Here is a 24,277-nt window from a genome sequence, read left to right as displayed (position 1 = left end):
GAACCTGCCATGCACCACATTGAGTCAGTCACCCTGGATGAACTGGAGTGCTGGCACTTCCAGCATGGCCAGGCCCAACTGCTGGTCGCCAAACAGGGCGCGCAGGTTCTCAGTTATCAGGTAGGTGATGAGCCGCCGATCATCTGGCTCAACGAAAAAGCCCAATTCAAGCAAGGCCATGGCATCCGCACGGGCGTGCCGGTGTGCTGGCCCTGGTTTGGCAACCTGGCACTCAACCCGCAAAGCGTGCAGGCCATGCGCCACAGCGATGAACCCGCCACGGCCCACGGCCTGGTACGTACGCGCGAATGGGAAGTGCTGGAGATCGATGACGCCGGTGAGGCGCTGCATATAGCGCTGGGCTTGCCCCACATCGAAGGCGGCCTGCCCGGCTGGCCCCACGACGTGGCGCTGACCCTGAACATCCGCCTCGACAGCCAACTGCATATCAGCCTCACCAGCCATAACCGCAGCAGCATCCCGGTGAGCATCAGCCAGGCCCTGCACAGCTACTTTGCGGTCAGCGACGTGCGCAAGGTTGAGGTCAAAGGAGTCGACGGCCTGACCTACATCGACACACTCGACGACTGGAAACGTGTTGCGCAAGCGGGCGATTTGACCTTCAGCGGCGAAACCGATCGTATCTACCTCGATACCCCGCAGCAGTTGAGCATCGTCGACCCGGACTGGTCGCGCACGCTCGAGCTGACCAGCCGCGGCTCGCGCTCGGCGGTAATCTGGAATCCCTGGATCGACAAGACCGCCACGCTCGGCGATATGGCCGCAGATGGCTGGCAGCGCATGCTGTGCATCGAAACCGCCAATGTGATGGATGACATCATCACCCTGGAGCCGGGCGCCAGCCATACGCTGAGTGTGAGTATTGGCAGCGAGCGCCTGAAAACCTGATACAACCAAAACCTGTGGGAGCGAGCCTGCTCGCGAAGTGTGTTTTCGCGAGCAGGCTCGCTCCCACAATTGGTCTGATCCCTACAAGTCTTCCTCAACCACTACCCGCACCTTGCTCGCATCCAGCGCATAGGCCGCATCGGCCAGGTCATTGCTGACCTTCTCGACCTTCAGCGAGCCCATCACCCACAGCGGCGTGTAGATATCATCCAGCTTCAAGCCTTTTGGATAGCGCACCAATACCAACTGATTGGGCGGCGGAGGCGGCACATGAATGCAGGCGCCCGGGTACGGCACCAGGAAAAACAGCGTGCTGCGACCCTTGGCGTCTGTTTCCAGAGGCACGGGGTAGCCACCCAAACGGATATTTTTGCCGTTCATGCTGGCCACTGTCTTGCTGGAGTACATCACCGCGGGCAGGCCCTTGCTCTGCTTCAAACCACCCTTGTCGGTAAACGTACCATTGGCCTCGGGCGAGTCATGGTCAATTTCGGGCATTTGCTCAAGGGCTATTTGATCCGACTTGGGCATCAGTTCAAGCCAGTCGGTTTCGGGCAACTCTGCCGCATGTGGCAGGCCTGAACCCAGCAAAAGAAAAGTCAGTAGAAGACGGCGCATGCAAGGCTCGATAAAAGAAGGATTGAACGCGCGCAGTTTAACCCTCTCTGCGGCTGGCGCAGAGAGAGCCAAAGCGTTTAATCAGGACTTTTTCGACACCAGGCCGTAGATCACCAGCAAGATCACGGCACCCACCACGGCACCTATAAAGCCGGCACCCTCGCCTGCCTTGTAGATACCAATCGCCTGACCACCATAGGTAGCCGCCAGCGAGCCGCCGATACCCAGCAGGATGGTCATGATCCAGCCCATGCTGTCGTCACCCGGTTTCAGGAAACGAGCCAGCAGGCCAACGATCAAGCCGATAAAAATGGTTCCGATGATGCCCATGGACGCTCCCTCAAAATTAAATGGCGTTACAACCAAAGCCTAGTCAGCACTTTGGCATCACGCCATCAGAGAGCAGCGACAACCCAATGGTTCCGTACAAAGCGATTTACGCTTCGTCGATCAGGGCTTCAACCTTGAGGATTTGCGCTTGCAACGTCGCCATGTCAGCGCAGCGCAGGTTGGCGTGACCGACTTTGCGGCCGACCTTGAACGCCTTGCCATAGTGATGCAGATGGCAATCAGCAATCGCAATCACCTTCTCAACCGGCGGCACGCTGCCGATGAAGTTGAGCATGGCGCTTTCACCCACTTTGGCTGTCGAACCCAGCGGCAGGCCGGCGATGGCGCGCAAGTGGTTTTCGAACTGGCTGCACTCGGCACCTTCGGTGGTCCAATGCCCGGAGTTATGGACACGCGGGGCGATTTCGTTGGCCTTGAGGCCACCGTCGACTTCAAAGAATTCGAATGCCATCACCCCAACGTAATCCAGCTGCTTGAGCACACGGCTGGAGTAGTCTTCAGCCAGGGCTTGCAACGGGTGATCGGTACTGGCAACCGACAGCTTGAGAATGCCGCTGTCGTGAGTGTTGTGTACCAATGGGTAGAACTTCGTTTCGCCATCACGGCCGCGTACGGCAATCAGCGACACTTCGCCGGTGAACGGCACAAACCCTTCCAGCAGGCACGCCACACTGCCCAGTTCAGCAAACGTATCCACGACATCGGCAGGGGTGCGCAGCACTTTCTGGCCCTTGCCGTCATAACCCAGGGTGCGGGTCTTGAGCACGGCAGGCAGGCCAATGGTGGCCACTGCTGCGTCCAGATCAGCCTGGGACTGGATGTCGGCAAATGCCGGCGTCGGAATGCCCAGATCCTTGAACATGCTCTTTTCGAACCAGCGATCGCGGGCAATGCGCAACGCTTCGGCGCTCGGGTATACCGGGACGAATTGCGACAGGAAAGCCACGGTTTCAGCGGGAACGCTTTCGAACTCGAACGTCACCAGGTCGACTTCGTCAGCCAACTGGCGCAAATGGTCCGGGTCGCTGTAGTCCGCACGCAGGTGCTCACCCAGCGAGGCGGCACAGGCATCAGGAGCCGGATCCAGGAAAGCGAAGTTCATCCCCAGCGGAGTGCCCGCCAGAGCCAGCATGCGGCCCAATTGACCGCCACCGATTACACCGATTTTCATCGTCAGAAACCTCAGGCTACGCGCGGGTCTGGATTGTCCAGCACGCTGTCTGTCTGTTCAGCACGGAATGCTTTCAAAACGGTATGGAACTGCGGATGCTTGGCGCCCAGGATGCTCGCCGACAACAGGGCAGCGTTGATCGCGCCCGCTTTGCCGATGGCCAGGGTTGCAACCGGGATGCCCGCCGGCATTTGCACGATCGACAGCAGCGAGTCTACGCCCGACAGCATGGCCGACTGGACCGGTACACCGAGTACTGGCAAATGGGTTTTGGCTGCACACATGCCTGGCAGGTGGGCTGCGCCACCGGCACCCGCGATGATGACCTCGATCCCGCGGCCTTCGGCCTCTTCGGCATACTGGAACAGCAGATCCGGAGTGCGGTGGGCAGAGACCACTTTCACTTCGTAAGGAATGCCGAGTTTTTCCAGCATATCGGCGGTGTGGCTGAGGGTGGACCAATCGGACTTGGAGCCCATGATCACGCCTACCAGTGCACTCATCGTCGCGCCTCTTCTCTTGGGCGCCCGCAGGCGCGTCAAAAAACAACAAGCCACGTGGAGGATCCGACGTGGCTTGTTATAGGAATTAAGGCCGGTCAAGCCAGCCGAAGGCCGCGCAGTATACCCCAAACATGTGCCTTGAAAGCACCTTTGACGACCATCTGTCTTGCACATCGGACAATCCCGAATACCCCGGTTTTATTGACCTTCAGGTCAAAACACGCCTCCTCGGCTACGGCCTCTGATCATCAGGTGCCACGCCTACATTGCACAGAGATAGAAACGACATAACTCGACGAATTCCAGCCACGGCGAAACCTGGAATTAACGTCTTCACTTAAATTCAAACCGGTAACAGCAAAAACGTAAACAGTCCTGCAAGGATTGCAGGCTCTTTATTAAAAGGATATTTCCCATGCAACCGATCACACTTTATATTTTTATCCACAACGATGTCCCGCACCGTGCCATCAACACATTGGGGCGTGCATACTTCAAAGAGTTTACCGACGAAATCACGGCAATTACAAAGCGATCTTTTATATTCAAGGACATACGTAACGTGCAGGGCATGACTGACTTCAACTATAAAAGCCAGTCCATAGACGACGTTCTTCATAGATGGGAATTGGCGGCCATCCGATACAAAAACCAACACGGGTTAAAGTGGGGTAAAACCGAACGCTACATTCTGGTTACGCACTCCCCGCTCAACGAAACCACCCTGGGTTGCGCCTACCCCGGGCAACCCGCCGTCATTGCCAGCCTTAAACACTATCAAGTGATCGCCCATGAAGTAGGCCACAGTTTCAATGCATCCCACAACAATGCAGCACTCGGCCACAATCCATGGGGAAGCGTATGTGAAACGTTCATGTTTCCCAACGCTTCAACTTTTCGAAGTAATTGTTACCGTTTCACGCCGGAAAACAGAAACAACATAAGCGCATTCTTAAGTGATGCCCCCTAAGACCGGAATTTCTAACAGACTTATCAGTCATCACCTGAATGAAGGCTAAAAATGCGACCGATCAATATATATACATTTGTTCATGACACTGTTCTTCAGAAAAACGATCGCCACCTAAAATATTTATTTTTCGATATTTTTACGCCCCAGCTATCAACGATGACTGGCCGTTCGGTTAACGTTGTATTTCTGCGGGATATTCCCGACATCACAAATTTTGACTACCTGTCCTTCTCAGATAACCGTCTGGATATTGAGCCGGTTATTGAAGCACTGAGCACGGCCATTAAAGCCGTCTTTGCTGCATACATGGCTGAACATCGGCGGGCCGGAAAACCTGCCGATTTATACCTGATCCTGATTGATGGACTCCTCATGCCCTCAATGGGGGTGGAGGGCATGGCTATTCCAGAGGCCAACATCGCTATCGCCACGACACTTGGACGAACGGTGGTGGCCCATGAAATAGGGCACTGCCTCGGCGCTACCCATGAAGATGTTGCCTTGTATCGTGAGCCCGAACGTAATGATCCTTCTCACTGTGCAACCTTTATGGCAACGGGCCGCGTGGAGGGTGCTTGCTCTATCTTCAGCTTTAGCAGTGAAAATTACGCCAACATAAAGCAGCACCTAAAAAAAGCCCCTTAAAACCCATAACAAAAATAACAAAAAACGCATTCACTCGGGTTGAGTTCCACTTTCCAGTTTTCGCCACAACAACCGTACGTTGGCCTTGCGCACCAGGGCACAGCGGTACAGGCGAATCTCCAGCGGCACATGCCATTGCGGGCCACCGCACACCACCAGCTCGCCCCGCGCCAGCTCGGCACGCACGCTCAAATGCGGCACCCAGGCGATGCCCAACCCTTCAAGCGCCATGCTTTTAAGGCTGTCGGCCATCGCGGTCTCATAAATAGTGGTAAAGCGCAGGCTGCGCTGGCGCAGCAGCAAATTCACCGAGCGGCCCAGAAATGCGCCAGCGCTATAGGCCAGTAGCGGCACGCTGACATCGCCTTCCAGATCGAACAACGGCTTGCCGTCGGCATCGGCCGCGCATACCGGCAGCATTTCGGTATTACCCAGGTGCAGGGACGGGAAAATTTCCGGATCCATCTGCAAGGCCGCATCCGGATCGTAAAAAGCCAGCATCAAATCGCAGCCACCTTCGCGCAAAGCATGCACCGCGTCTCCGACGTTAGTCGCAACCAGTCGTGTCGCGATGTTCAGCCCTTCATTGCGCAACTGGGCGATCCAGCGCGGGAAAAAACCCAGGGCCAGGGAGTGAGCGGCAGCCACTTGCATGACCTCACCCTGCCCGCCTTCGAGGTGATGAAGGTGACGCAGCACCTCACCCAACTGTTCGACGACCGTACGTGCGGTAACCAAAAACAGTTGACCGGCCGCAGTCAACTCCACCGGGGTGCGGGAACGATTCACCAAGGTCAGCCCAAGCGCCGCTTCAAGGCTGCGAATTCGCCGACTAAAGGCCGGCTGAGTGACGAAACGGCGCTCTGCTGCCTGGGAAAAACTGCGGGTAGCAGCCAGGGCACTGAAGTCCTCTAACCATTTACTTTCGAGATTCATCGAGTCCTCCCGGACGCGCACCAAAATGGGTCACACGCTCGACGCGCCTGCCGCGTCACGTCGCTATTATGCCGTTTATGCATAGGTTAGTGTTTAAAGGCATTGGCCCAAAATAGTCTGCAGGCCTAGGATTCGCAGCGTTCCGGCCCAGACCGGGTTCATATCGAGATGATTTCTATCATGTCCTCCGCTGCATCTTTCCGTACCGAAAAAGACCTGCTTGGCGTACTCGAAGTACCCGCTCAAGCGTATTACGGCATCCAGACCCTGCGAGCGGTGAACAACTTCCGTCTCTCCGGCGTTCCGATCTCGCATTACCCGAAGCTGGTTGTGGGCCTGGCCATGGTTAAACAGGCCGCTGCTGACGCCAACCGCGAGTTGGGTCATCTGAGCGACGCCAAGCACGCTGCCATCAGCGAAGCGTGTGCACGCCTGATCCGCGGCGATTTCCACGAAGAGTTCGTGGTGGACATGATTCAAGGCGGCGCTGGCACTTCAACCAACATGAATGCCAACGAAGTGATCGCCAACATCGCGCTGGAGGCCATGGGCCATCAGAAAGGCGAATACCAATACCTGCACCCGAACAACGACGTCAACATGGCGCAGTCGACCAACGACGCCTACCCGACGGCCATTCGTCTGGGCTTGTTGTTGGGTCACGACGCACTGCTGGCCAGCCTCGACAGCCTGATCCAGTCGTTCGCAGCCAAAGGCGCCGAGTTCAGCCACGTCCTGAAAATGGGCCGTACCCAGCTGCAAGACGCCGTGCCAATGACCCTGGGTCAAGAGTTCCGCGCTTTCGCCACTACATTGAGTGAAGACCTGGCTCGCCTGAAAACCCTGGCGCCAGAGCTGCTGACTGAAGTGAACCTGGGTGGCACCGCCATCGGTACCGGCATCAACGCCGACCCGCGTTACCAGATGCTGGCCGTGAACCGCCTGGCCACCATCAGCGGTCACCCGCTGGTACCGGCGGCCGACCTGATCGAAGCCACCTCCGACATGGGCGCCTTCGTACTGTTCTCCGGCATGCTCAAGCGTACCGCGGTCAAGCTGTCGAAGATCTGCAACGACTTGCGCCTGCTGTCCAGCGGCCCACGTACCGGCATCAACGAAATCAACCTGCCAGCACGTCAGCCAGGCAGTTCGATCATGCCAGGCAAGGTCAACCCGGTTATCCCGGAAGCCGTGAACCAGGTGGCATTCCAGATCATCGGTAACGACCTGGCCCTGACCATCGCTGCCGAAGGTGGCCAGCTGCAACTGAACGTTATGGAGCCGCTGATCGCGTTCAAGATCTTCGACTCGATTCGTCTGCTGCAACGCGCCATGGACATGCTGCGCGAACACTGCATCACCGGCATCACGGCCAACGAAGCGCGCTGCCGTGAACTGGTCGAGCACTCGATTGGTCTGGTGACTGCACTTAACCCGTACATCGGTTATGAAAACGCCACCCGTATCGCCCGTATCGCTCTTGAAAGCGGCCGCGGCGTACTGGAACTGGTGCGCGAAGAAGGCTTGCTCGACGACGCCATGCTCGACGACATCCTGCGCCCGGAAAACATGATTGCTCCGCGTCTGGTGCCACTCAAGGCCTGATGCTGTAACACGCTCAACGCTCACCAGGTCGAGGGACTAGACACCTCTCACCTTTTGAGGGCTTGCAGATACGTCTGCAGGCCCTTTTTTTTGGCCCTGGGATTTTGAAACCCCTCCCCCCTCTCCCAGAGGGAGAGAAGACTAAAGGCAAAAGCAGATCAGATTAACGCCACAAATCGAGCCCTTTCACCCTCAGGGAGAGGGCTGGGGTGAGGGCAATTTGACAATAAACAAAGCCATATCGGACAACTCACACATGAAAATTCAGTCACTTATGCAGACGCTTCCTGCGCTCCTAGGTATAGTGCCGCCCCTCTTCCTGTGCCCGGCCCCAGCACCAGCGGCCATCGTCAGCACGGAAACAGCATCGTAAACCAAGCAGCAACATGGCCAGGGTCACATTGATCGCCTACGTTTATGCCTTGCTCAAGCAGGTGTAACGCGATATTTCGATCCGGCCGTGTTGCCATCAGATAAAAACAGCGAGGAATAATCCATGCTTGAAGTCATCAATGACTTCCTCTCAGGGAAAGTGCTAATCGTGCTCATGGTCGGGCTCGGTGGCTACTTCACGATCCGCTCGCGTTTCGTTCAGTTTCGTTACTTTCTGCACATGTTTTCGGTTTTCAAGGACAGCCTGCGCAGCAGCGCCGGTGAGCTGAGCTCATTTCAGGCATTGATGCTGAGCCTGGCCGGCCGTGTCGGCGCGGGCAACATTGCCGGTGTCGGTATTGCCGTTACCCTGGGTGGCCCCGGTGCCGTGTTCTGGATGTGGGTGACCGCCCTGGTCGGCATGTCCAGCAGCCTGATCGAATGCTCCCTGGGCCAGCTGTACAAGCGTCGTGATTCGGAAGGCCAACTGCGCGGCGGCCCGTCCTTCTATATGAAGTACGGCCTGGGCAAAGTGTGGATGGGCAAACTGATGGCCGTGCTGTTGCTGATCACCTTCGGTTTTGCCTTCATGGGCCTGCAAGCCCATGCCGTGACCCACTCGCTGCAAGACGCCTTCGGCTTCAAGGTCAACTACTCGGGGCTGGCCATCGCCATCCTGCTGGGCCTGGTGTTTATCGGCGGGATCAAGCGTATCGCTTCGGTAGCCGACCTGCTGGTACCGGTCAAGACCCTGGCCTATATTGCGGTCACCCTGTATGTGATCGTACTGCAGTTCGACCACGTACCCGCCATGCTGGGCCATATCGTCAAGAGCGCCTTCGGCCTGGACCCTGTGTTCGGTGGCCTGATCGGCAGTGCAATCGTGATGGGCGTCAAACGTGGCGTCTTCGCCAACGAAGCCGGTCTGGGCAGCGCCCCGAACGTGGCTGCCGTGGCCGATGTTGAGCACCCGATCGCCCAAGGCGTGGTGCAGGCATTCAGCGTATTCCTCGACACCTTTGTGATCTGCACCTGTACGGCTTTGCTGATTCTGTTGTCGGGCTTCTACACCCCAGGTTTTGAAGGCGACGGCATTGCCCTGACCCAGAACTCCCTGGCAGCCGTGGTCGGCGAATGGGGTCGTGTCTTTATCAGCGTGGCCCTGGCGCTGTTCGTATTCACCTCGATGCTCTACAACTACTACCTGGGCGAGAACAACCTGCGCTTTTTGGTTGGAGAGAGCCGCAAAGCACTGATGGGTTATCGCGCACTGGTACTGGTGCTGATCTTTTGGGGGTCGATCGAAAACCTGCAAACGGTTTTCGCTTTCGCCGACATTGCCATGACCATGCTCGCCTTCGTTAACCTGGTTGCGCTGGCGATGCTGTTCAAGATCTGCATGCGCGTGCTCAAGGACTACGATGACCAGCGCCGCGCGGGGATCAAGACACCTGTCTTCGATTCCAGTAAATTCCCGGATCTGGATCTCGATCTAAAGGCCTGGCCGCCAAAGCCGGCCGCCCAGGTCGACGAAACAAAACGCTGATACTTGACGCGGCGGTTCTCCAGAACCGCCGCGTTTTTGCTTATGGAGACTCAATAATGACCGCAGCCACTCATCACACCTGCCAACACGTCATGGTGCTCTACACCGGCGGCACCATCGGCATGCAGGCCAGCGCCAGCGGTCTGGCACCAGCCTCGGGTTTTGAGGCACGCATGCGCGAGCACCTGGCCAGCCAACCGCAGCTGCAAGTACCGCAATGGGCCTTTCGCGAAATGAGCCCGCTGATCGACAGCGCCAACATGACGCCTGCCTACTGGCTACGCCTGCGCAGCGCGATCATCGAAGCGGTCGAGCAGGATGGCTGCGATGCTGTACTGGTCCTACATGGCACTGACACGCTGGCCTACAGCGCTGCGGCGATGTGCTTTCAACTGCTGGGCTTGCCTGCACCGGTACTCTTCACCGGCTCCATGCTGCCAGCGGGCGTACCTGACAGCGATGCCTGGGAAAACATCAGCGGTGCCTTGCAGGCGCTGGGCCAGGGCCAGCCTAACGGCGTGCAGTTGTACTTCCACGGCAAGCTGATGGCTCCAACTCGCTGCGCCAAAGTGCGCAGCTTTGGCCGTAACCCGTTTGTGACGCTGACACGCAACGGCGGCGGGACCAGGGCCAGCACCCTCCCGGCAGAACTGGCCTACAGCTACCCCAAACACCAGGCCAGCGTAGGCGTGCTGCCACTGGTGCCAGGGATTGGCGCCGCCCAGCTCGATGCCTTGCTCAACAGCGGGATCGAAGCCCTGGTACTGGAGTGTTTCGGCAGTGGCACCGGCCCTGGCGACAACCCGGACTTTCTCGCCAGTCTGCAACGGGCACAGGAAAATGGCATTGTGATCGTGGCCATTACCCAATGCCATGAAGGCGGTGTAGAACTGGACGTGTACGAAGCTGGCAGCCGCTTGCGTGAGGCGGGTGTGCTGTCAGGTGGCGGAATGACCCGCGAGGCCGTGTTCGGCAAACTGCATGCCTTGCTTGGCGCTGACCTGCCGCTGGCCGAGGTGCGCCGCCTGATCGAACTGGATGTGTGCGGGGAGCTGGCCTAAAAGCCCATAACCCGGCCTATGTAGCCGCTCTAGCAGGCTGTGATGGACTGTGCACCAGACCCGCCTTGATTGAAGGTCCTGCGGCCCTTATCGCAGCCTGCGGCAGCGGCTACAGGTTCGGTGTACATCCCCCGGCACACAACTTGCTCGCTTCCTGCACCTCCCAGGCAGGAAACGAGCATGCTCCACTCCCATCTCACAACGCTCAACGCCGTATCCCTGGTGCTCAGCACCTTCAACGCAGAAGGCTTGCCCAGCGAGATGCTGCTGGCCGGCAGCGGCATTCGGGCGGCGGACCTGAGCCGTGCAGACACTCGCATCACCACCAATCAGGAAATGCGCGTGTGCGCCAATGCCGTGGCTCTGCGCCGCGAAATCGGCCTTGAACTAGGGCGACGCATGCATGTGTCGTCCTACGGCATACTCGGTTACGCCCTACTCACCAGTGCCACCTTAGGTGACGCATTGCGTCTAGCTTTACGCTACCCGGCGCTGCTGGGAACACTTTTTGAGCTGAGCCTGGAGGTCGAGGGCGAACAGGTCCGGTTCTGTGCCAATGGCTATGCCGAGAGCCCGCAAATGGCGGTGTTCAATACCGAGCTATGCCTGGTTTCGCTCAAGGTTATATGCGAAGACTTGCTAGGCCAATCGCTGCCGCTATTGGGTGCACGCTTTATCCACAGCGCACCCGACTACCACGCCAGCTACGGGCAAAGCTTCGATTGCCCGCGTCAGTTCGATGCCGACAGCAATGCTTTCGCCTTCGCCAAGCGATGGCTCGACCAGCCTTTGCCACTGGCCGATGCGGTGACCCATCAAGCGATGGCCGAGCGTTGCCGCAAACAGAATCTGGAGTTCACCGGGAGACAAACCTGGCTGGAACGCATCCGCCAGTTGCTGGCCGCACAACTGCATGCAGCCCCCGGCCTCGAAGGGCTGGCCGAGCACATGAACTGCTCGCCGCGCACCCTGCGCCGCCACTTGCACGATATGGGTTGCAGCTACCAGACGCTGCTCGATGACCTGCGTTTTGAGCGCGCCAAGCTGCTGCTCAACGAAACCGAATGGCCCATTTACAAGATTGCCGAGACCCTGGGTTTCAGTGAAACCGCGAGCTTCCGCCATGCCTTCGTGCGCTGGAGCGGGGTTGCACCCAGCCAGTTCCGGGCCTGATTCAGAGGGGATAGGCAGGGGCCAATTACGGTCAACCATTTTGGCCACATACATCTCCTTTTGGCCGCTCCTGCCGTTCTCTCAAACCCCCGGCGCCGCAAGACTGTAGCCAACCGCTCATGCCCTGGGAGAACAAGACAATGCTGACGATCTATTCGGACGATCACCACCTGCATCATGGCCGTTGTGAGTTGATGGACGGGCAACTGTTGCCCTGCTTTGAAATGCCATCACGGGCCGACCATATTTTGCAACGTGTACAAACCCGTGAACTCGGCCCAGTGAGCGCCCCGCAAGACTTCGGCCGCGGGCCTATCGAGCGGATTCACAGTGCGGCCTACCTGGACTTTTTCCAGGGTGCCTGGGACCGCTGGGCCCAACATGGCCGCGACGGTGACTTGCTGCCTTATACCTGGCCTGCCCGTACTTTACGTGCCGTTCTGCCCACCAGCCTGCATGGCCAACTTGGCTATTACAGCTTCGACGGCGGAGCGCCGATTACTGCGGGCACATGGCAAGCGGCCTACAGTGCAGCGCAAGTAGCCCTGACTGCCCAAGCCGAAATTCAAAACGGCGCCCACAGTGCTTTCGCACTTTGCCGGCCACCGGGGCATCACGCCGCCAGCGACTTGATGGGCGGTTACTGCTACCTGAATAACGCCGCCATAGCAGCCCAGGCCTTTCTCGATCAAGGCCACAGCAAGGTGGCTATCCTCGACGTTGATTACCATCACGGTAATGGTACGCAGTCGATTTTCTATGAACGTAACGACGTGCTGTTTACCTCGATTCACGGCCATCCTGAGGCCGAGTTTCCGTTCTTTTTAGGGTATGAAGATGAACTGGGCGAAGGGCCCGGGGAAGGCTTTAACTTCAACTACCCGCTGGCTGCGGGTTCGGCCTGGGATCGCTGGAGCGCGGCGCTGGAATTGGCCTGCGCTGAAATCGAGCGCTATGACGCTGGCGTAATCGTGGTTTCGCTGGGTGTGGATACATTCAAGAACGACCCGATTTCCCAATTCAAACTCGACAGCCCGGACTACCTGCGCATGGGTGAGCGTATTGCGCGGCTGGGCAAACCGACACTATTTGTGATGGAAGGTGGTTACGCCGTAGAGGAAATCGGCGTGAATGCGGTGAATGTGCTGGAGGGGTTTGAAAGCGCGCAATGATCAAGCCCTTCCTGTGGGAGCGGGCTTGCTCGCAATTCAGCCGGTGCGGTCTGTCTGAATTAATGCGGTGCCCCCCTCGCGAGCAAGCCCGCTCCCACAGGTTCAACGGCTGCCATTCCACACCTTGCCCAGCCGCTCCAGCGCCGCCTTGATCTCCACTTCGGGTACCGCTGCAAACCCCAACACCAATCCCGCGCGGTTATCCACAGGCTCACTCGAATCCTGTAACCAATAACTGCTCAGCCCGTTGATCTCCACGTCCACTGCCCGGGCCTGCGCCAGCAGTTGCTGCTCACGAGCCAAACTCGCCACCGGCACCGCCACATGCAAGCCCGCCGCGATACCCGGCATGGCCCCAACCTCCGCCAACCCCTGTGGCCAGTTGGCCAGCAATACATCACGGCGACTCAAAGCCGCGCGACGCATCCGCCGTATATGCCGCTGAAAATGCCCCGCCGCCATAAACTCGGCCATCACCGCCTGAGTGCCGACCTCCGAATGGCGCATATCCAGCGAGCGCCGGCGGGCAAACGGCTCGATCAGCCCCTTTGGCAGCACCAGATACCCCAGGCGCAACGCCGGAAACGCCACCTTGCCGAAAGTACCGACATAAATCACCCGCCCGCTGCGGTCCAATGCCGCCAGCGGGGCCAGCGGCGCACCGCTATAGCGGTACTCGCCATCGTAGTCGTCTTCGACAATCCAGCCCTCTGTACGCTCGGCCCAGGCCAGCAGTTCCAGGCGCCGGGCCAGGCTCATGGTGACCCCGCTGGGGTATTGATGGGAGGGCGTGACATAGGCCAGCCGGCAGTTGCTCAAATGCGCCAGCGCCGAACAGTCCATACCGTCCTGATCCACCGCCACGCCCTGCACATTCGCCCCGGCAATCGCAAAGGCATAGGCAGCTGCGCGATAGCCGGGGTTTTCCACAGCCACCCCTTCGCCCGGCTCCACCAGCAGCTGTGCACAAAGGCTAATTCCTTGCTGCGCGCCACTGGTGATCAAAATTTGCTCAGCCGTACACGATAAACCTCGTGAAGTACGCAAATAAGCCGCAATCAATGCACGCAGACGCTCATCACCTGCAGGATCGCCGTAGCACAGATGCTGCAACTCCGGCTTACGCCAAAAAGCCGCCTGCAGCTTGCTCCATACCTCGAAAGGGAATAAGTCGAACGCCGGAACACCCACCCGAAATGCGCGGGGAACACCACTGGGTGGCAGGTCCAATGCATGGGTTGCAACCCTGCTCAGAGCCGTGCTGTGGATAACTTTACTGGATGTAATTACAGGTATTTCAGGCTGTTTTGTGGATAACCCTGGGGATAAGCCTGTTGAAAAGCCTGTGGATAAGTTGGTGGACAACTTTTTTAGCGGCAGGGCTTTTTCTGGCAATTTGGCCACATAAGTACCGCCCCCAACTCTCCCCTCAATAAATCCTTCGGCATACAACTGGTCATAGGCCCGCATCACACTATTGCGGGAAATCCCCAAGGCACCGGCCATGTCACGGCTGGCGGGCAAGCGCGAGCCGCCATTCAAACGACCATCCAGCACACGTTGGCGCAATGCCAGATACAGCTGGCGGCTCAGACCCTTTTTGGGATCAAGCTCGATCCCGGCGGGGTTGAAGGCGATGGAAAGAACTGAATCCTTCATGGATTGGACCTATGAAATTGACCATTAATGGCTCTTACAACCAACCAATAGCCTGCCTAGGATAAAGCCAATCGCCAAGGATAATTTCCATGTACGTACCCCGCGCCTTCGCCGTAGACGACATTAAAATCCTGCACCAGCAGATGCAGGCCTCCCCCCTGCCCGTACTGGTCACACATGCCAGCCAGGGCCTGCTCGCCAGTCATGTGCCTATGCTGTTGAACCCCGACGAAGGCCCGTGCGGCACATTGTACGGGCACCTGGCCCGGGCCAATCCACACTGGCAGGACCTGGCCCAAGGCACGGAAGCACTGGTGATCTTTGCCGGCGAACAGACCTATATCAGCCCGACCTTTTACCCAGGCAAGGCCGACCACGGAAAAGCCGTACCCACCTGGAATTACCTGGCCGTACACGCTTATGGCATGGCCGAGGTGTTCGATGATGCCGAACGTTTGCTGGCACTGGTCAGCCGCCTGAGCGACAGGCATGAAGCCAATCGCCCCGCGCCCTGGGCTGTCAGCGACGCCCCCGCCGACTATGTCGACAGCATGCTCAAGGCCATTGTGGGCTTTCGCCTGCCTATCACCCGCCTGCAAGGCAAACGCAAACTCAGCCAGAACCGCGACGCCCGCGACCAGGCTGGTGTGCGCCAGGGCCTGCTGGCCAACCCCAACCCGCAAGACCACGCACTCGCTCATTTAATGGTTAAGGAATAACTGAAAATGGCTCAAATCCAGATCAAAACTGCCACCGCCACCGATCGCGAACAGTGGCTACCACTTTGGCAAGCTTACTTGCGCTTCTACAAAACCGAGCTATCCGACGAAATCAGCCAATCCACTTGGGCGCGTTTTCTCGACCCGGCAGAACCGACCACCCTGGCCCTGGCCTGGCAAGACGACAAAGCGGTGGGCATGGTGCAGTGCGTTTATCACCGCACCAACTGGAGCATCAAAGACGCCTGCTATCTTCAAGACCTGTTTGTCAGTCCCGATGTGCGCGGCAAGGGGGTGGGTCGTCAGTTAATCGAGCATGTATACGCAGCCGCCCGCGCCAAGGACTGCTGCAAAGTGCATTGGCTCACCCAGGAAACCAACGCCACGGCTATTCAGTTGTATGAGCGCATTGGCGAGCGCCCCGGCTTTATCCAGTTTCGCAAAACCTTGTCATAAATAAGGAACGCGCAATGCCCGACTCTCTAGAACGTTGGCTGGCGGCTAAAACCCCGGATACCCGCACCCTCGAAGGGCGATTCATTCGTCTGGAAAAGCTCGACCCCGAACGTCATGGCGATGAACTATGGCTAGCCTTACAAGGGCCGCAGGCCGATCCCAAGCTGTGGGACTACCTGCCCTACGGTCCATTTAACGAGCGTCCGACCTTTGACGCTTGGCTGCAAAAGCATGCCGATAGCCGTGATCCACATTTCTATGCCGTTATCGACAAGCCCAGCGGTGAGGCACAAGGCTTGCTTAGCCTGATGTGCATCGTCCCGGAGCACGGGCGTATCGAGATCGGCCACGTCGCCTTTGGCGCACCCATGCAACGCTCACCGAAAAGCACGGAGGCGGTCTACCTGCTCGCCAAGGAAGCCTTCGCCCTGGGCAACCGGCGTCTGGAATGGAAGTGCAACAACGATAACGCAAGATCGAAGCGTACCGCCGTACGATTGGGGTACACATACGAAGGCGTTTTCCGCCAGCATATGGTGGTTAAAGGCAAAAACCGTGATACCACGTGGTACAGCATTATTAGTACGGAATGGCCCCCACTAGCGGCAGGGTTCGAAAAATGGCTGGCATTGGATAACCAACCAGAAAGCGGCCAAATAAAGACCCTGGAAGAATGCAGAGCCACAGCTGTATAAAATTTGATCAATACGCCCAGCAAGGACTGCTGGGCGTTTTTGTGCTTGGAATAAACACATTTGCGCTACGCGACCGCTTGATACCCCTGTTGCACAGGGAGAAGCGCAAACACTCGTAGCAGCGCGATGCACCTGAAACACCATGGCTCAGCGACCTATGTCTAACGCCTCGTACGGGCACACCACACCTCGCCCTACTTGCTAGGCGCTACAGGCGCTTTTCCAGCCTTGTCGTCGCCAGACTCCTTGAATCGAACCTGCGAAAAAGCCTCAATTCAAGAGCAAAAAAAAGGGGAGCACATGCCCCCCCCGAGGTTTAAAGCGTTTACATCAAAGACAGTATCAGGCTTCGATTTCGATCAGAATTTCACCCGGATTAACGCGATCGCCCTTGATTACATGGATGGTGACGATTTTGCCTGCGATGCCGGCCTGGACTTCAGTTTCCATTTTCATCGCTTCGGTGATCAGTACCGACTGACCCGCCTTGACCACATCGCCTACAGCGACCAGTACATCAACGATGTTGCCTGGCATTGCCGTGCTCACATGGCCTGGCTCGCTGGCCTGCTTGCGCTTGCTTGAGGTGCCACCAACAAATTCGTTGAGGGGTTCGAACACCACCTCTTCCGGCATGCCATCGATGGACAGGTAGAAGTGACGCTTGCCTTCAGCCTTGACGCCCACACCGGTGATGTCAACGCGATAGCTCTCACCGTGCACGTCGATCACGAACTCGGTCGGCACGCCCTCACCGCTCGCCTTGGTGACACCGCCAGCCTCAGGGATAGGCAGCAGCACTTCTGGGGTCAGAGTGCCTGCAGCGCGCTCCTCAAGGAACTTGCGACCGATATCCGGGAACATGGCGAAGGTCAGTACGTCTTCTTCCGACTGGGCCAGGGCACCAATTTCAGCACGCAGCTTGACCATTTCGGGCTTTAGCAGGTCCGCAGGGCGTACGTCGATCAGCTCTTCGTTGCCAATGGCCTGACGACGCAGTTGCTCGTTGACCACGCCCGGCGCCTTGCCGTAGCCGCCTTGCAGGTAGAGCTTCACTTCGTTGGTGATGGTTTTGTAACGCTCACCCGCCAATACGTTGAAGAATGCCTGAGTACCCACAATTTGCGACGTCGGTGTTACCAGCGGCGGGTAACCGAGGTCTTCACGCACACGCGGGATTTCGGCCAGCACTTCGCTCATGCGGTTCAGCGCACCCTGCTCTTTGAGCTGGTTGGCAAGGTTGGAAATCATCCCGCCCGGCACCTGGTTAACCTGAACACGGGTATCAACAGCGGTGAATTCGCTTTCAAACTGGTGATACTTCTTACGCACTGCGTAGAAGTACATACCAATTTCCTGCAGCAGCGACAGATCGAGACCGGTGTCGTATTCACTGCCTTTGAGCGCGGCAACCATCGACTCGGTGCCCGGGTGGCTGGTGCCCCACGCAAAGCTGGAGATCGCGGTATCAATGTGGTCTGCGCCATTCTCGATAGCCTTGAGCTGGCACATGGCAGCCAGACCGGCGGTGTCATGGGAGTGAATAAAGATCGGCAGAGTGATTTCGGCTTTCAGCGCCTTGACCAGTTCGCCCGTGGCGTACGGCGTCAGCAGGCCAGCCATGTCTTTGATGGCGACCGAGTCGCAGCCCATGGCTTCCATCTGCTTGGCCTGCGCCACAAACGCCTCGGTGGTATGTACCGGACTGGTGGTATAGGCGATGGTGCCCTGGGCATGCTTGCCGGCAGCTTTGACCGCCTCGATGGCCACACGCAGGTTACGCACGTCGTTCATGGCGTCGAAGATGCGGAACACGTCGATACCGTTGACTGCTGCTTTGGCGACGAAGGCTTTGACCACGTCGTCGCTGTAATGGCGATAGCCCAGCAGGTTCTGGCCGCGCAGCAACATTTGCAGACGCGTGTTGGGCAAGGCGGCACGCAGTTGGCGCAGACGCTCCCACGGATCTTCCTTGAGGAAACGCACGCAGGCATCAAAGGTCGCGCCGCCCCAGACTTCAAGCGACCAGTAGCCGACTTTGTCGAGCTTGTCGCAGATCGGCAGCATGTCTTCAGTGCGCATGCGGGTGGCCAGCAGCGACTGGTGGGCGTCACGCAGGATGGTGTCAGTTACGAAAATCTTCTTGCTCATTATTCTTTTCCTCACAGGCCTGCGTGGGCGGCGATGGCGGCAGCGATGGCCAGGGCCAACTCTTCGGGTTTGCGCTTGATCGAGTAGTTGGTCAGCTCAGGGTGGCTTTCTACGAAGCTGGTGTTGAACTGGCCACTACGGAATTCCGGGTTACGCAGGATTTCCTGGTAATACGCGGCGGTGGTTTTGACCCCTTGCAGACGCATGTCGTCGAGGGCGCGCAAACCACGGTCCATCGCTTCTTCCCAGGTCAGGGCCCACACCACCAGTTTCAGACACATGGAGTCGTAATACGGCGGGATGGTATAGCCGGTGTAGATCGCCGTGTCGGTACGTACACCGGGGCCGCCGGGCGCGTAGTAACGGGTGATCTTGCCGAAACTGGGCAGGAAGTTGTTTTTCGGGTCTTCGGCGTTGATCCGGAACTGCAGGGCAAAGCCGCGATGCTGCACGTCTTCCTGCTTGATCGAGAGCGGCAGGCCAGAGGCGATACGAATCTGTTCACGAACAATGTCGATGCCGGTAATTTCTTCGGTGATGGTGTGCTCCACCTGCACCCGAGTGTTCATCTCCATGAAGTACACCTCGCCCTCGGCGAGCAGGAACTCCACGGTACCGGCGTTCTCGTAACCCACGGCCTTGGCTGCGCGCACAGACAGGTCGCCGATATAGGCACGCTGTTCCGGGGTCAGCTGCGGGCTCGGGGCGATTTCGATCAGCTTTTGGTTGCGACGCTGGATCGAGCAGTCGCGCTCAAACAGATGCACCACGTTGCCAAAGCTGTCGCCGAGAATTTGCGCCTCGATATGCTTGGGGTTGACGATGCATTTTTCGAGGAACACTTCGGCCGAACCAAAGGCCTTGGTCGCTTCCGAGATCACCCGCGGGAAGGCTTGCTCGAGTTCTTCACGGCTGTTGCAGCGACGAATGCCGCGACCGCCACCACCCGAGGTGGCCTTGAGCATCACCGGGTAGCCAATGCGTTCGCCTTCAATCAAGGCTTCGTGGATGTCGGCAACGTTGCCTTCAGTGCCCGGCGTGACTGGCACACCGGCCTTGATCATGCTGCGACGCGCTTCAGTCTTGTCGCCCATACGGCGAATGACTTCAGCGGCCGGACCGATGAACTTGATCCCGCGCTCGGCGCAGATATCAGCCAACTCAGCGTTTTCTGACAAAAAACCGTAACCGGGATGCAGAGCATCACAACCGGTTTCAACCGCCAGGTTCACCAGCTTGCGCGGATTCAAATAACCGGCCAGCGGGTCTTCGCCGATATTGTGTGCTTCGTCGGCGCGCTTGACGTGCAAGGCATGCCGATCAGCTTCGGAATAGACCGCTACAGAGCGAATCCCCATCTCGGCGCAGGCACGCACGATGCGGACGGCGATTTCTCCGCGGTTGGCGATCAGGATCTTTTTTATCACTTGGATTTTCCCTAAAGCCTATGGAACAAACGACCTGCTAGACCAGGTCGGCACGTGTCCAAATGTGTCTGAACCGTTGTGTCGTCACACTAGACCCACGCAGTGATAAACAAAAATCAATAATTCTTGGGTCGTGCATAAGTAACAACTTATAGTCAGATCACTTGTCGCTTCGGATAATTTTATAAAAATGCGTAAGTCATTGATGCGTATCACTTTTCGCCAATTACAGGTGTTTAACGAAGTCTGTGATTTGCGTTCTTACAGCCGCGCAGCAGAAGAAATGTCGCTGACGCAACCCGCCGTAAGTCTACAAATTCGTCAGCTTGAAGAGCTGGTTGGCCAACCATTGTTCGAGTACGTCGGCAAAAAGCTGTACATGACCGAAGCCGCTGAAGCGCTTCAGTTGGCCAGTCGGGATATTTTCGGCCGGCTGGAAAACCTCGACATGCAACTTTCCGACATGCTCGGGTCATTGCAAGGCCAGTTGAAACTGGCCGTAGAGTCGAGCGCGAAATATTTTGTGCCGCATCTGTTTGCGGCCTTCAAGCGCCAGCATCCGGAAGTCAATTTGCAACTGACGGTGGTCAACCGGGCGCAGGCCGTTCGTCGGCTGTCAGATAACCGCGATGATCTGGTGATCATGTCGATGGTGCCGCAGGACATGGGCCTGGAATTCTTGCCGTTTCTGAACAACCCGATTGTGGCCGTGGCTCCCGCTGATCATCCGTTGTGCAACCGGGGTCCGCTGCATTTGCAGGATCTGGAGCCTTATACCTTGCTGATGCGCGAGCAGGGTTCGGGCACGCGCATGGCGTGTGAGGAGTATTTCAAGGAAAAGCGCGTGCACTTCAATCAGACGCTGGAAGTGTCGTCCAACGAGTCGCAGCGCGAGTGCGCGGTAGCCGGGTTGGGCGTGGCGTTATTGACCCGCCACGCCGTCAGCCTGGAACTGGCGACCGGCCTGCTGTGCGAACTGCCGGTCGAGGAGTTGCCGCTGTATCGCAGCTGGTGCGTGGTGCAGGCCAAGGCCAAGCGCCTGTCACCGGTGGCGCATGCATTTCTGGGGTTTATTCGCAGTGAGCGCCTGCAAATCAGCGCGTTGGTTGAGCGCTTCGACGGTCACTTGCCGACGCAGACTGCCAGTAGTTGATCGACCCCAGGTCAGGGTAGTCAGAGGTTTCCAGACGCAGTTGGCGCTGGCTCGTATGGTCTTCAATCGCGCGACGGAAGGCCATGCGGCGCTGGTCTTCTTGCTGACGGCGGGTTTTGACGGCGCTATTGCGTTCTTCGTAAGGCTGAGCCATTTCGAGTCTCCCAAGGCGTGTACGGGAGCTTTACGATGCACGTTGTTTATGACGACTTGGCGAAGGTGGGATGACAGGGGGATGAACGCTGAATGTGAGCTCTGCGTGGGAGCGGGCTTGCTCGCGATTCAGGCGCTGCGGTGTGTCTGTCACACGGCGGCATTCCCTATCGCGAGCAAGCCCGCTCCCACAGAAGATGTTGTGCGCTTTTAATCTTCGTGGCTTTTCAGTGATTTAGGCGACAGACGCAAGCTGCGCAGGCTGCGCTTGACGCTCTTGAGGTGGTTGACCAGGCTCGGGCCTCGGGCCATGGCAACACCCATTGCCAACACGTCAATCACTACCAGGTGGGCAATACGCGAGGTCAGCGGGGTATAGATTTCGGTGTCTTCATGCACATCGATCGCCAGATTGACGGTTGCCAGCTCCGCCAGCGGCGTCTGGCTCGGGCACAAGGTAATCAGGGTCGCGCCGCTTTCACGCACCAGGTTGGCGGTGATCAGCAAGTCTTTGGAACGGCCCGACTGGGAAATGCAGATCGCCACGTCGGTAGGCTTCAAGGTCACGGCCGACATCGCTTGCATATGCGGGTCGGAATAGGCCGCCGCGGTCAGCAACAGACGGAAAAACTTGTGCTGGGCATCCGCCGCAACCGCGCCCGAGGCACCAAACCCATAAAACTCGACACGCTGCGCTTGCGACATGGCCGTCACGGCACGCTGCAGCGCTATCGGATCGAGCTTCTCGCGCACGTCCATCAAGGTATGCAGCGTGGTGTCGAAAATTTTCAGGCTGTAGTCCGCTACCGAATCGTCTTCATGGATCGCGAACTGACCAAAACTGGCACCGGCCGCCAGGCTTTGCGCCAGCTTGAGCTTCAGGTCCTGAAACCCGGAACAGCCTATCGCCCGGCAAAAACGCACGATGGTCGGCTCGCTGATTCCGACACTGTGGGCAAGGTCGGCCATGGAACTGTGCATTACAGCCGCAGGATCAAGCAGCACGTGATCGGCGACCTTGAGTTCCGATTTACGTAACAGGTGGCGTGACTGGGCAATATGTTGCAGCAGGTTCAAAGGGCAGGACTCGGTCTGTAAGCGGCGGGCGCCGGGGATGTAGCAATCTTGTAGTTATACTACAAGAATTCGTTTTCTGCCCAGCCAATACGCCATCAACTATCCAGTTATCTCCCTTGATTCAAGCCGCTTGAGGGCCATGTAGCCCTTTTTGGCACTACAAGACCACTACACCGTTACGCAGTAAATCGCTGAATTGCACTGCGTTTATCGGACGACTGATCAAATAGCCCTGCACTTCGTCGCACTGGCGAGTCTTGAGAAATGCCAGCTGCGCCTCGTTTTCAACGCCTTCTGCCACCACTTTAAGGCCCAGACTGTGGGCCATGGCAATAATTGCGAGGGTGATGGCCTCGTCTTCGCTGCAACGGCCCACGCCGTGAATAAACGTTTTATCGATTTTTACGTAATCCACCGCAAATCGCTTGAGGTAACTGAGCGATGAATAGCCGGTGCCAAAATCATCGATTGCCAGCTTCACCCCCAGTTCATGCAATTGCTGGAAGGTAGCGATGACGTATTCAACATTGTCGAGCAACTGGCTTTCTGTCAGTTCCAGTTCCAGGCAGTGCGGCGCCAGCCCGGTTTCTTCAAGTACCTGGCGCACCAGGCTGACCAGCTTGCCCTGGCGCAACTGATGCCCCGACAAGTTCACCGATACCCGTATTGGCGCCAGCCCTGCTCGTTGCCATTCACACGCTTGCCGGCAGGCTTCGCGCAGTACAAATTCACCGATGGCGCTGATCAGGCCGGTCTCTTCGGCAAGGACAATAAAGTTGCCTGGCGGCACATTACCCAGTTGCGGGTGATCCCAGCGCACCAACGCTTCGGCGGCGTGCAGACGCCCTGTGGCCAGGCACAGCTTGGGTTGATAGAACACGTTGAGCTGGCGTTCGCTAATGGCTTTGCGCAGTTGGTTTTCCAGCTGCAGCCGTTCAAGGGAGCTGCCATGCAGGCTGTCACTGTAGAACTGAAACCTGCCGCCGCCCAGGTGCTTGGCCTGCTGCATGGCCTTGTTGGCCTGATGGACCAGGCTGGCAATATCGCGCGCGCTGTCGGGCAACATGCTGATGCCCATTGACACACTGATGACCAGCTCATGGCCATCCACCACCAGCGGCCGACCGAGCTTGTCCAGCAGCCGGGTCGCGACCCGCGCCAGGCTGGTCAGGCTGTTATAGGCATCAAACAGCACTGCAAATTCATCACCCGACAGGCGCGCAATGGTGTCGGCCTCAGGCAAGGCCTTGGTGATGCGTTCGGCCATTTTTTGCAGCACATGGTCCGCCAGCTCATGCCCGAAATTGTCATTGAGCAATTTGAAACGATCGAGATTGATGTGCAGCAACGTCAGGTTGCACGAGCCCTGGCGTACACGCTGGCTAGCCTCCTCCAGGCGTTCCTTGAACAGAAGGCGGTTGGCCAGCCCGGTCAGCTCATCAAAACGGGTCAGGTGGCGCACCCGAGCTTCGCTCAAACGGCGCTGCTCGACCTCATAGGCAAGCTCGGTATTGAGTTGCTCACTACGGACATTCGCTTGCTGCAAATCTTCGCGCAAACCTTGATGCCGCAAGCGGCGCACCATGCGCCGTTGCCTGATCCGCTTGACCTGCCATCCTAGGCCGCCCGCCAGCAGGAAAAAACCGATGCCTATGCCGAAAAAAATACCCGGCGAATTTAAACTCTGAACCATCGGCGAAATTCTTATCAGTAGATGAGCCAAAAAGTCGCCCGAGCATACACAAGCAATGC

The 24,277-nt window shown here is 57.8% G+C and carries 23 protein-coding genes; 12 read left to right on the top strand and 11 right to left on the bottom strand.

All coding sequences use genetic code 11. From position 1 onward, the window contains the following. The first annotated feature begins 9 nt into the window (after window positions 1-9). On the top strand, window positions 10-909 hold the full coding sequence (locus FHL07_RS10235) for a D-hexose-6-phosphate mutarotase (protein WP_095017948.1): 900 nt from the start codon (window positions 10-12) through the stop codon (window positions 907-909). An 81-nt stretch (window positions 910-990) separates the two neighbouring features. Here FHL07_RS10235 and FHL07_RS10230 read toward each other — a convergent pair whose 3' ends face one another. From FHL07_RS10230 to purE, 4 genes are all read right to left on the bottom strand, one after another. Next, window positions 991-1,527 carry a DUF3299 domain-containing protein gene (locus tag FHL07_RS10230; protein ID WP_138738432.1) on the bottom strand — a complete coding sequence of 179 codons (537 nt, stop codon included), beginning with the start codon at window positions 1,525-1,527 and terminating at the stop codon, window positions 991-993. 81 nt (window positions 1,528-1,608) lie between these two features. Further along, window positions 1,609-1,857 carry a GlsB/YeaQ/YmgE family stress response membrane protein gene (locus FHL07_RS10225; RefSeq protein ID WP_016782939.1) on the bottom strand — a complete coding sequence of 83 codons (249 nt, stop codon included), beginning with the start codon at window positions 1,855-1,857 and terminating at the stop codon, window positions 1,609-1,611. A 106-nt stretch (window positions 1,858-1,963) separates the two neighbouring features. Next, window positions 1,964-3,049, bottom strand: coding sequence for a 5-(carboxyamino)imidazole ribonucleotide synthase (locus FHL07_RS10220; protein ID WP_094999530.1), 1,086 nt, complete (start codon window positions 3,047-3,049; stop codon window positions 1,964-1,966). An 11-nt stretch (window positions 3,050-3,060) separates the two neighbouring features. Then, on the bottom strand, window positions 3,061-3,552 hold the full coding sequence (gene purE, locus FHL07_RS10215) for a 5-(carboxyamino)imidazole ribonucleotide mutase (RefSeq protein WP_016782937.1): 492 nt from the start codon (window positions 3,550-3,552) through the stop codon (window positions 3,061-3,063). 415 nt (window positions 3,553-3,967) lie between these two features. Here purE and FHL07_RS10210 point away from each other — a divergent pair, with 415 nt between their 5' ends. After that, complete coding sequence (locus FHL07_RS10210) at window positions 3,968-4,522, top strand: reprolysin-like metallopeptidase (RefSeq protein WP_095017947.1); 555 nt, start codon at window positions 3,968-3,970, stop codon at window positions 4,520-4,522. 51 nt (window positions 4,523-4,573) lie between these two features. Beyond that, window positions 4,574-5,170: a hypothetical protein gene (locus tag FHL07_RS10205; RefSeq protein ID WP_095017946.1), complete on the top strand. Its 597-nt coding sequence runs from the start codon at window positions 4,574-4,576 to the stop codon at window positions 5,168-5,170. A gap of 30 nt (window positions 5,171-5,200) precedes the next feature. Here FHL07_RS10205 and FHL07_RS10200 read toward each other — a convergent pair whose 3' ends face one another. Then, window positions 5,201-6,106 (bottom strand): LysR substrate-binding domain-containing protein, encoded by a 906-nt coding sequence (locus tag FHL07_RS10200; protein WP_095017945.1) that lies wholly within the window; start codon window positions 6,104-6,106, stop codon window positions 5,201-5,203. A gap of 180 nt (window positions 6,107-6,286) precedes the next feature. On the opposite strand from FHL07_RS10200, the gene aspA reads away from it, so the two are divergent. The 5 genes from aspA (at window position 6,287) to FHL07_RS10175 (ending at window position 13,035) form a co-directional block, all read left to right on the top strand. Continuing rightward, window positions 6,287-7,711 carry an aspartate ammonia-lyase gene (gene aspA / locus FHL07_RS10195; protein ID WP_094999533.1) on the top strand — a complete coding sequence of 475 codons (1,425 nt, stop codon included), beginning with the start codon at window positions 6,287-6,289 and terminating at the stop codon, window positions 7,709-7,711. Between the two features lie 496 nt (window positions 7,712-8,207). Next, window positions 8,208-9,629 carry an alanine/glycine:cation symporter family protein gene (locus FHL07_RS10190; protein ID WP_094999534.1) on the top strand — a complete coding sequence of 474 codons (1,422 nt, stop codon included), beginning with the start codon at window positions 8,208-8,210 and terminating at the stop codon, window positions 9,627-9,629. A gap of 56 nt (window positions 9,630-9,685) precedes the next feature. Next, window positions 9,686-10,690: an asparaginase gene (locus FHL07_RS10185; protein WP_094999535.1), complete on the top strand. Its 1,005-nt coding sequence runs from the start codon at window positions 9,686-9,688 to the stop codon at window positions 10,688-10,690. Window positions 10,691-10,870: 180 nt separating this feature from the next. Beyond that, window positions 10,871-11,863, top strand: a complete 993-nt coding sequence (locus tag FHL07_RS10180) for an AraC family transcriptional regulator (protein ID WP_094999536.1) — start codon at window positions 10,871-10,873, stop codon at window positions 11,861-11,863. A gap of 140 nt (window positions 11,864-12,003) precedes the next feature. Beyond that, window positions 12,004-13,035, top strand: coding sequence for a histone deacetylase family protein (locus FHL07_RS10175; protein ID WP_095020581.1), 1,032 nt, complete (start codon window positions 12,004-12,006; stop codon window positions 13,033-13,035). 102 nt (window positions 13,036-13,137) lie between these two features. Here the strand turns inward: FHL07_RS10175 and pdxR are convergent, their stop codons facing one another. Then, window positions 13,138-14,694, bottom strand: a complete 1,557-nt coding sequence (pdxR, locus tag FHL07_RS10170) for a MocR-like pyridoxine biosynthesis transcription factor PdxR (protein WP_138738431.1) — start codon at window positions 14,692-14,694, stop codon at window positions 13,138-13,140. A gap of 89 nt (window positions 14,695-14,783) precedes the next feature. Between pdxR and FHL07_RS10165 the strand changes: the two genes are divergently transcribed. The 3 genes from FHL07_RS10165 to FHL07_RS10155 are packed head-to-tail and all read left to right on the top strand — an operon-like array spanning window position 14,784 to window position 16,564. Next, window positions 14,784-15,413, top strand: coding sequence for an FMN-binding negative transcriptional regulator (locus tag FHL07_RS10165; RefSeq protein ID WP_138738430.1), 630 nt, complete (start codon window positions 14,784-14,786; stop codon window positions 15,411-15,413). Window positions 15,414-15,419: 6 nt separating this feature from the next. Continuing rightward, window positions 15,420-15,869: a GNAT family N-acetyltransferase gene (locus FHL07_RS10160; RefSeq protein WP_094999540.1), complete on the top strand. Its 450-nt coding sequence runs from the start codon at window positions 15,420-15,422 to the stop codon at window positions 15,867-15,869. Between the two features lie 14 nt (window positions 15,870-15,883). After that, the gene (locus FHL07_RS10155) at window positions 15,884-16,564 is read left to right on the top strand and encodes a GNAT family N-acetyltransferase (RefSeq protein WP_095020584.1); all 681 of its coding nucleotides are present in this window, start codon (window positions 15,884-15,886) and stop codon (window positions 16,562-16,564) included. Between the two features lie 342 nt (window positions 16,565-16,906). On the opposite strand, the gene oadA is transcribed toward FHL07_RS10155, so the two are convergent. Continuing rightward, on the bottom strand, window positions 16,907-18,715 hold the full coding sequence (gene oadA / locus FHL07_RS10150; RefSeq protein WP_094999542.1) for a sodium-extruding oxaloacetate decarboxylase subunit alpha: 1,809 nt from the start codon (window positions 18,713-18,715) through the stop codon (window positions 16,907-16,909). Between the two features lie 11 nt (window positions 18,716-18,726). Beyond that, window positions 18,727-20,142, bottom strand: a complete 1,416-nt coding sequence (locus FHL07_RS10145) for an acetyl-CoA carboxylase biotin carboxylase subunit (RefSeq protein ID WP_016782925.1) — start codon at window positions 20,140-20,142, stop codon at window positions 18,727-18,729. A 190-nt stretch (window positions 20,143-20,332) separates the two neighbouring features. Here FHL07_RS10145 and FHL07_RS10140 point away from each other — a divergent pair, with 190 nt between their 5' ends. Then, the gene (locus FHL07_RS10140; RefSeq protein WP_094999543.1) at window positions 20,333-21,295 is read left to right on the top strand and encodes a LysR family transcriptional regulator; all 963 of its coding nucleotides are present in this window, start codon (window positions 20,333-20,335) and stop codon (window positions 21,293-21,295) included. Here the strand turns inward: FHL07_RS10140 and FHL07_RS10135 are convergent. The 3 genes from FHL07_RS10135 to FHL07_RS10125 form a co-directional block, all read right to left on the bottom strand. After that, a complete protein-coding gene (locus tag FHL07_RS10135) occupies window positions 21,237-21,449 on the bottom strand; it encodes a PA3496 family putative envelope integrity protein (protein WP_094999544.1) in 213 nt (70 codons plus the stop codon). The genes FHL07_RS10140 and FHL07_RS10135 overlap by 59 nt on opposite strands. A gap of 209 nt (window positions 21,450-21,658) precedes the next feature. Next, on the bottom strand, window positions 21,659-22,525 hold the full coding sequence (gene hexR / locus FHL07_RS10130; RefSeq protein ID WP_094999545.1) for a transcriptional regulator HexR: 867 nt from the start codon (window positions 22,523-22,525) through the stop codon (window positions 21,659-21,661). 157 nt (window positions 22,526-22,682) lie between these two features. Then, entirely contained in the window at window positions 22,683-24,218 is a 1,536-nt protein-coding gene (locus FHL07_RS10125; protein ID WP_095024793.1) for a putative bifunctional diguanylate cyclase/phosphodiesterase, read from the bottom strand. Between the last annotated feature and the right edge of the window lie 59 nt (window positions 24,219-24,277).

It is taken from the genome of Pseudomonas sp. FSL W7-0098 (assembly GCF_005930585.1).
Taxonomy (GTDB): Bacteria; Pseudomonadota; Gammaproteobacteria; order Pseudomonadales; family Pseudomonadaceae; genus Aquipseudomonas; species Aquipseudomonas bubulae.
The sequence above is the reverse complement of the archived record's forward strand: the minus strand, read 5'-3'. Positions and strand labels throughout refer to the sequence as shown.

What these genes read in the sequence shown, in the direction of transcription:
- FHL07_RS10235 (WP_095017948.1), top strand. Translation starts at nt 10, where the DNA reads ATGCACCACATTGAGTCAGTCACCCTGGATGAACTGGAGTGCTGGCAC.
- FHL07_RS10230 (WP_138738432.1), bottom strand. Translation starts at nt 1,527, where the DNA reads ATGCGCCGTCTTCTACTGACTTTTCTTTTGCTGGGTTCAGGCCTGCCA.
- FHL07_RS10225 (WP_016782939.1), bottom strand. Translation starts at nt 1,857, where the DNA reads ATGGGCATCATCGGAACCATTTTTATCGGCTTGATCGTTGGCCTGCTG.
- FHL07_RS10220 (WP_094999530.1), bottom strand. Translation starts at nt 3,049, where the DNA reads ATGAAAATCGGTGTAATCGGTGGCGGTCAATTGGGCCGCATGCTGGCT.
- purE (WP_016782937.1), bottom strand. Translation starts at nt 3,552, where the DNA reads ATGAGTGCACTGGTAGGCGTGATCATGGGCTCCAAGTCCGATTGGTCC.
- FHL07_RS10210 (WP_095017947.1), top strand. Translation starts at nt 3,968, where the DNA reads ATGCAACCGATCACACTTTATATTTTTATCCACAACGATGTCCCGCAC.
- FHL07_RS10205 (WP_095017946.1), top strand. Translation starts at nt 4,574, where the DNA reads ATGCGACCGATCAATATATATACATTTGTTCATGACACTGTTCTTCAG.
- FHL07_RS10200 (WP_095017945.1), bottom strand. Translation starts at nt 6,106, where the DNA reads ATGAATCTCGAAAGTAAATGGTTAGAGGACTTCAGTGCCCTGGCTGCT.
- aspA (WP_094999533.1), top strand. Translation starts at nt 6,287, where the DNA reads ATGTCCTCCGCTGCATCTTTCCGTACCGAAAAAGACCTGCTTGGCGTA.
- FHL07_RS10190 (WP_094999534.1), top strand. Translation starts at nt 8,208, where the DNA reads ATGCTTGAAGTCATCAATGACTTCCTCTCAGGGAAAGTGCTAATCGTG.
- FHL07_RS10185 (WP_094999535.1), top strand. Translation starts at nt 9,686, where the DNA reads ATGACCGCAGCCACTCATCACACCTGCCAACACGTCATGGTGCTCTAC.
- FHL07_RS10180 (WP_094999536.1), top strand. Translation starts at nt 10,871, where the DNA reads ATGCTCCACTCCCATCTCACAACGCTCAACGCCGTATCCCTGGTGCTC.
- FHL07_RS10175 (WP_095020581.1), top strand. Translation starts at nt 12,004, where the DNA reads ATGCTGACGATCTATTCGGACGATCACCACCTGCATCATGGCCGTTGT.
- pdxR (WP_138738431.1), bottom strand. Translation starts at nt 14,694, where the DNA reads ATGAAGGATTCAGTTCTTTCCATCGCCTTCAACCCCGCCGGGATCGAG.
- FHL07_RS10165 (WP_138738430.1), top strand. Translation starts at nt 14,784, where the DNA reads ATGTACGTACCCCGCGCCTTCGCCGTAGACGACATTAAAATCCTGCAC.
- FHL07_RS10160 (WP_094999540.1), top strand. Translation starts at nt 15,420, where the DNA reads ATGGCTCAAATCCAGATCAAAACTGCCACCGCCACCGATCGCGAACAG.
- FHL07_RS10155 (WP_095020584.1), top strand. Translation starts at nt 15,884, where the DNA reads ATGCCCGACTCTCTAGAACGTTGGCTGGCGGCTAAAACCCCGGATACC.
- oadA (WP_094999542.1), bottom strand. Translation starts at nt 18,715, where the DNA reads ATGAGCAAGAAGATTTTCGTAACTGACACCATCCTGCGTGACGCCCAC.
- FHL07_RS10140 (WP_094999543.1), top strand. Translation starts at nt 20,333, where the DNA reads ATGCGTAAGTCATTGATGCGTATCACTTTTCGCCAATTACAGGTGTTT.
- FHL07_RS10135 (WP_094999544.1), bottom strand. Translation starts at nt 21,449, where the DNA reads ATGGCTCAGCCTTACGAAGAACGCAATAGCGCCGTCAAAACCCGCCGT.
- FHL07_RS10125 (WP_095024793.1), bottom strand. Translation starts at nt 24,218, where the DNA reads ATGGTTCAGAGTTTAAATTCGCCGGGTATTTTTTTCGGCATAGGCATC.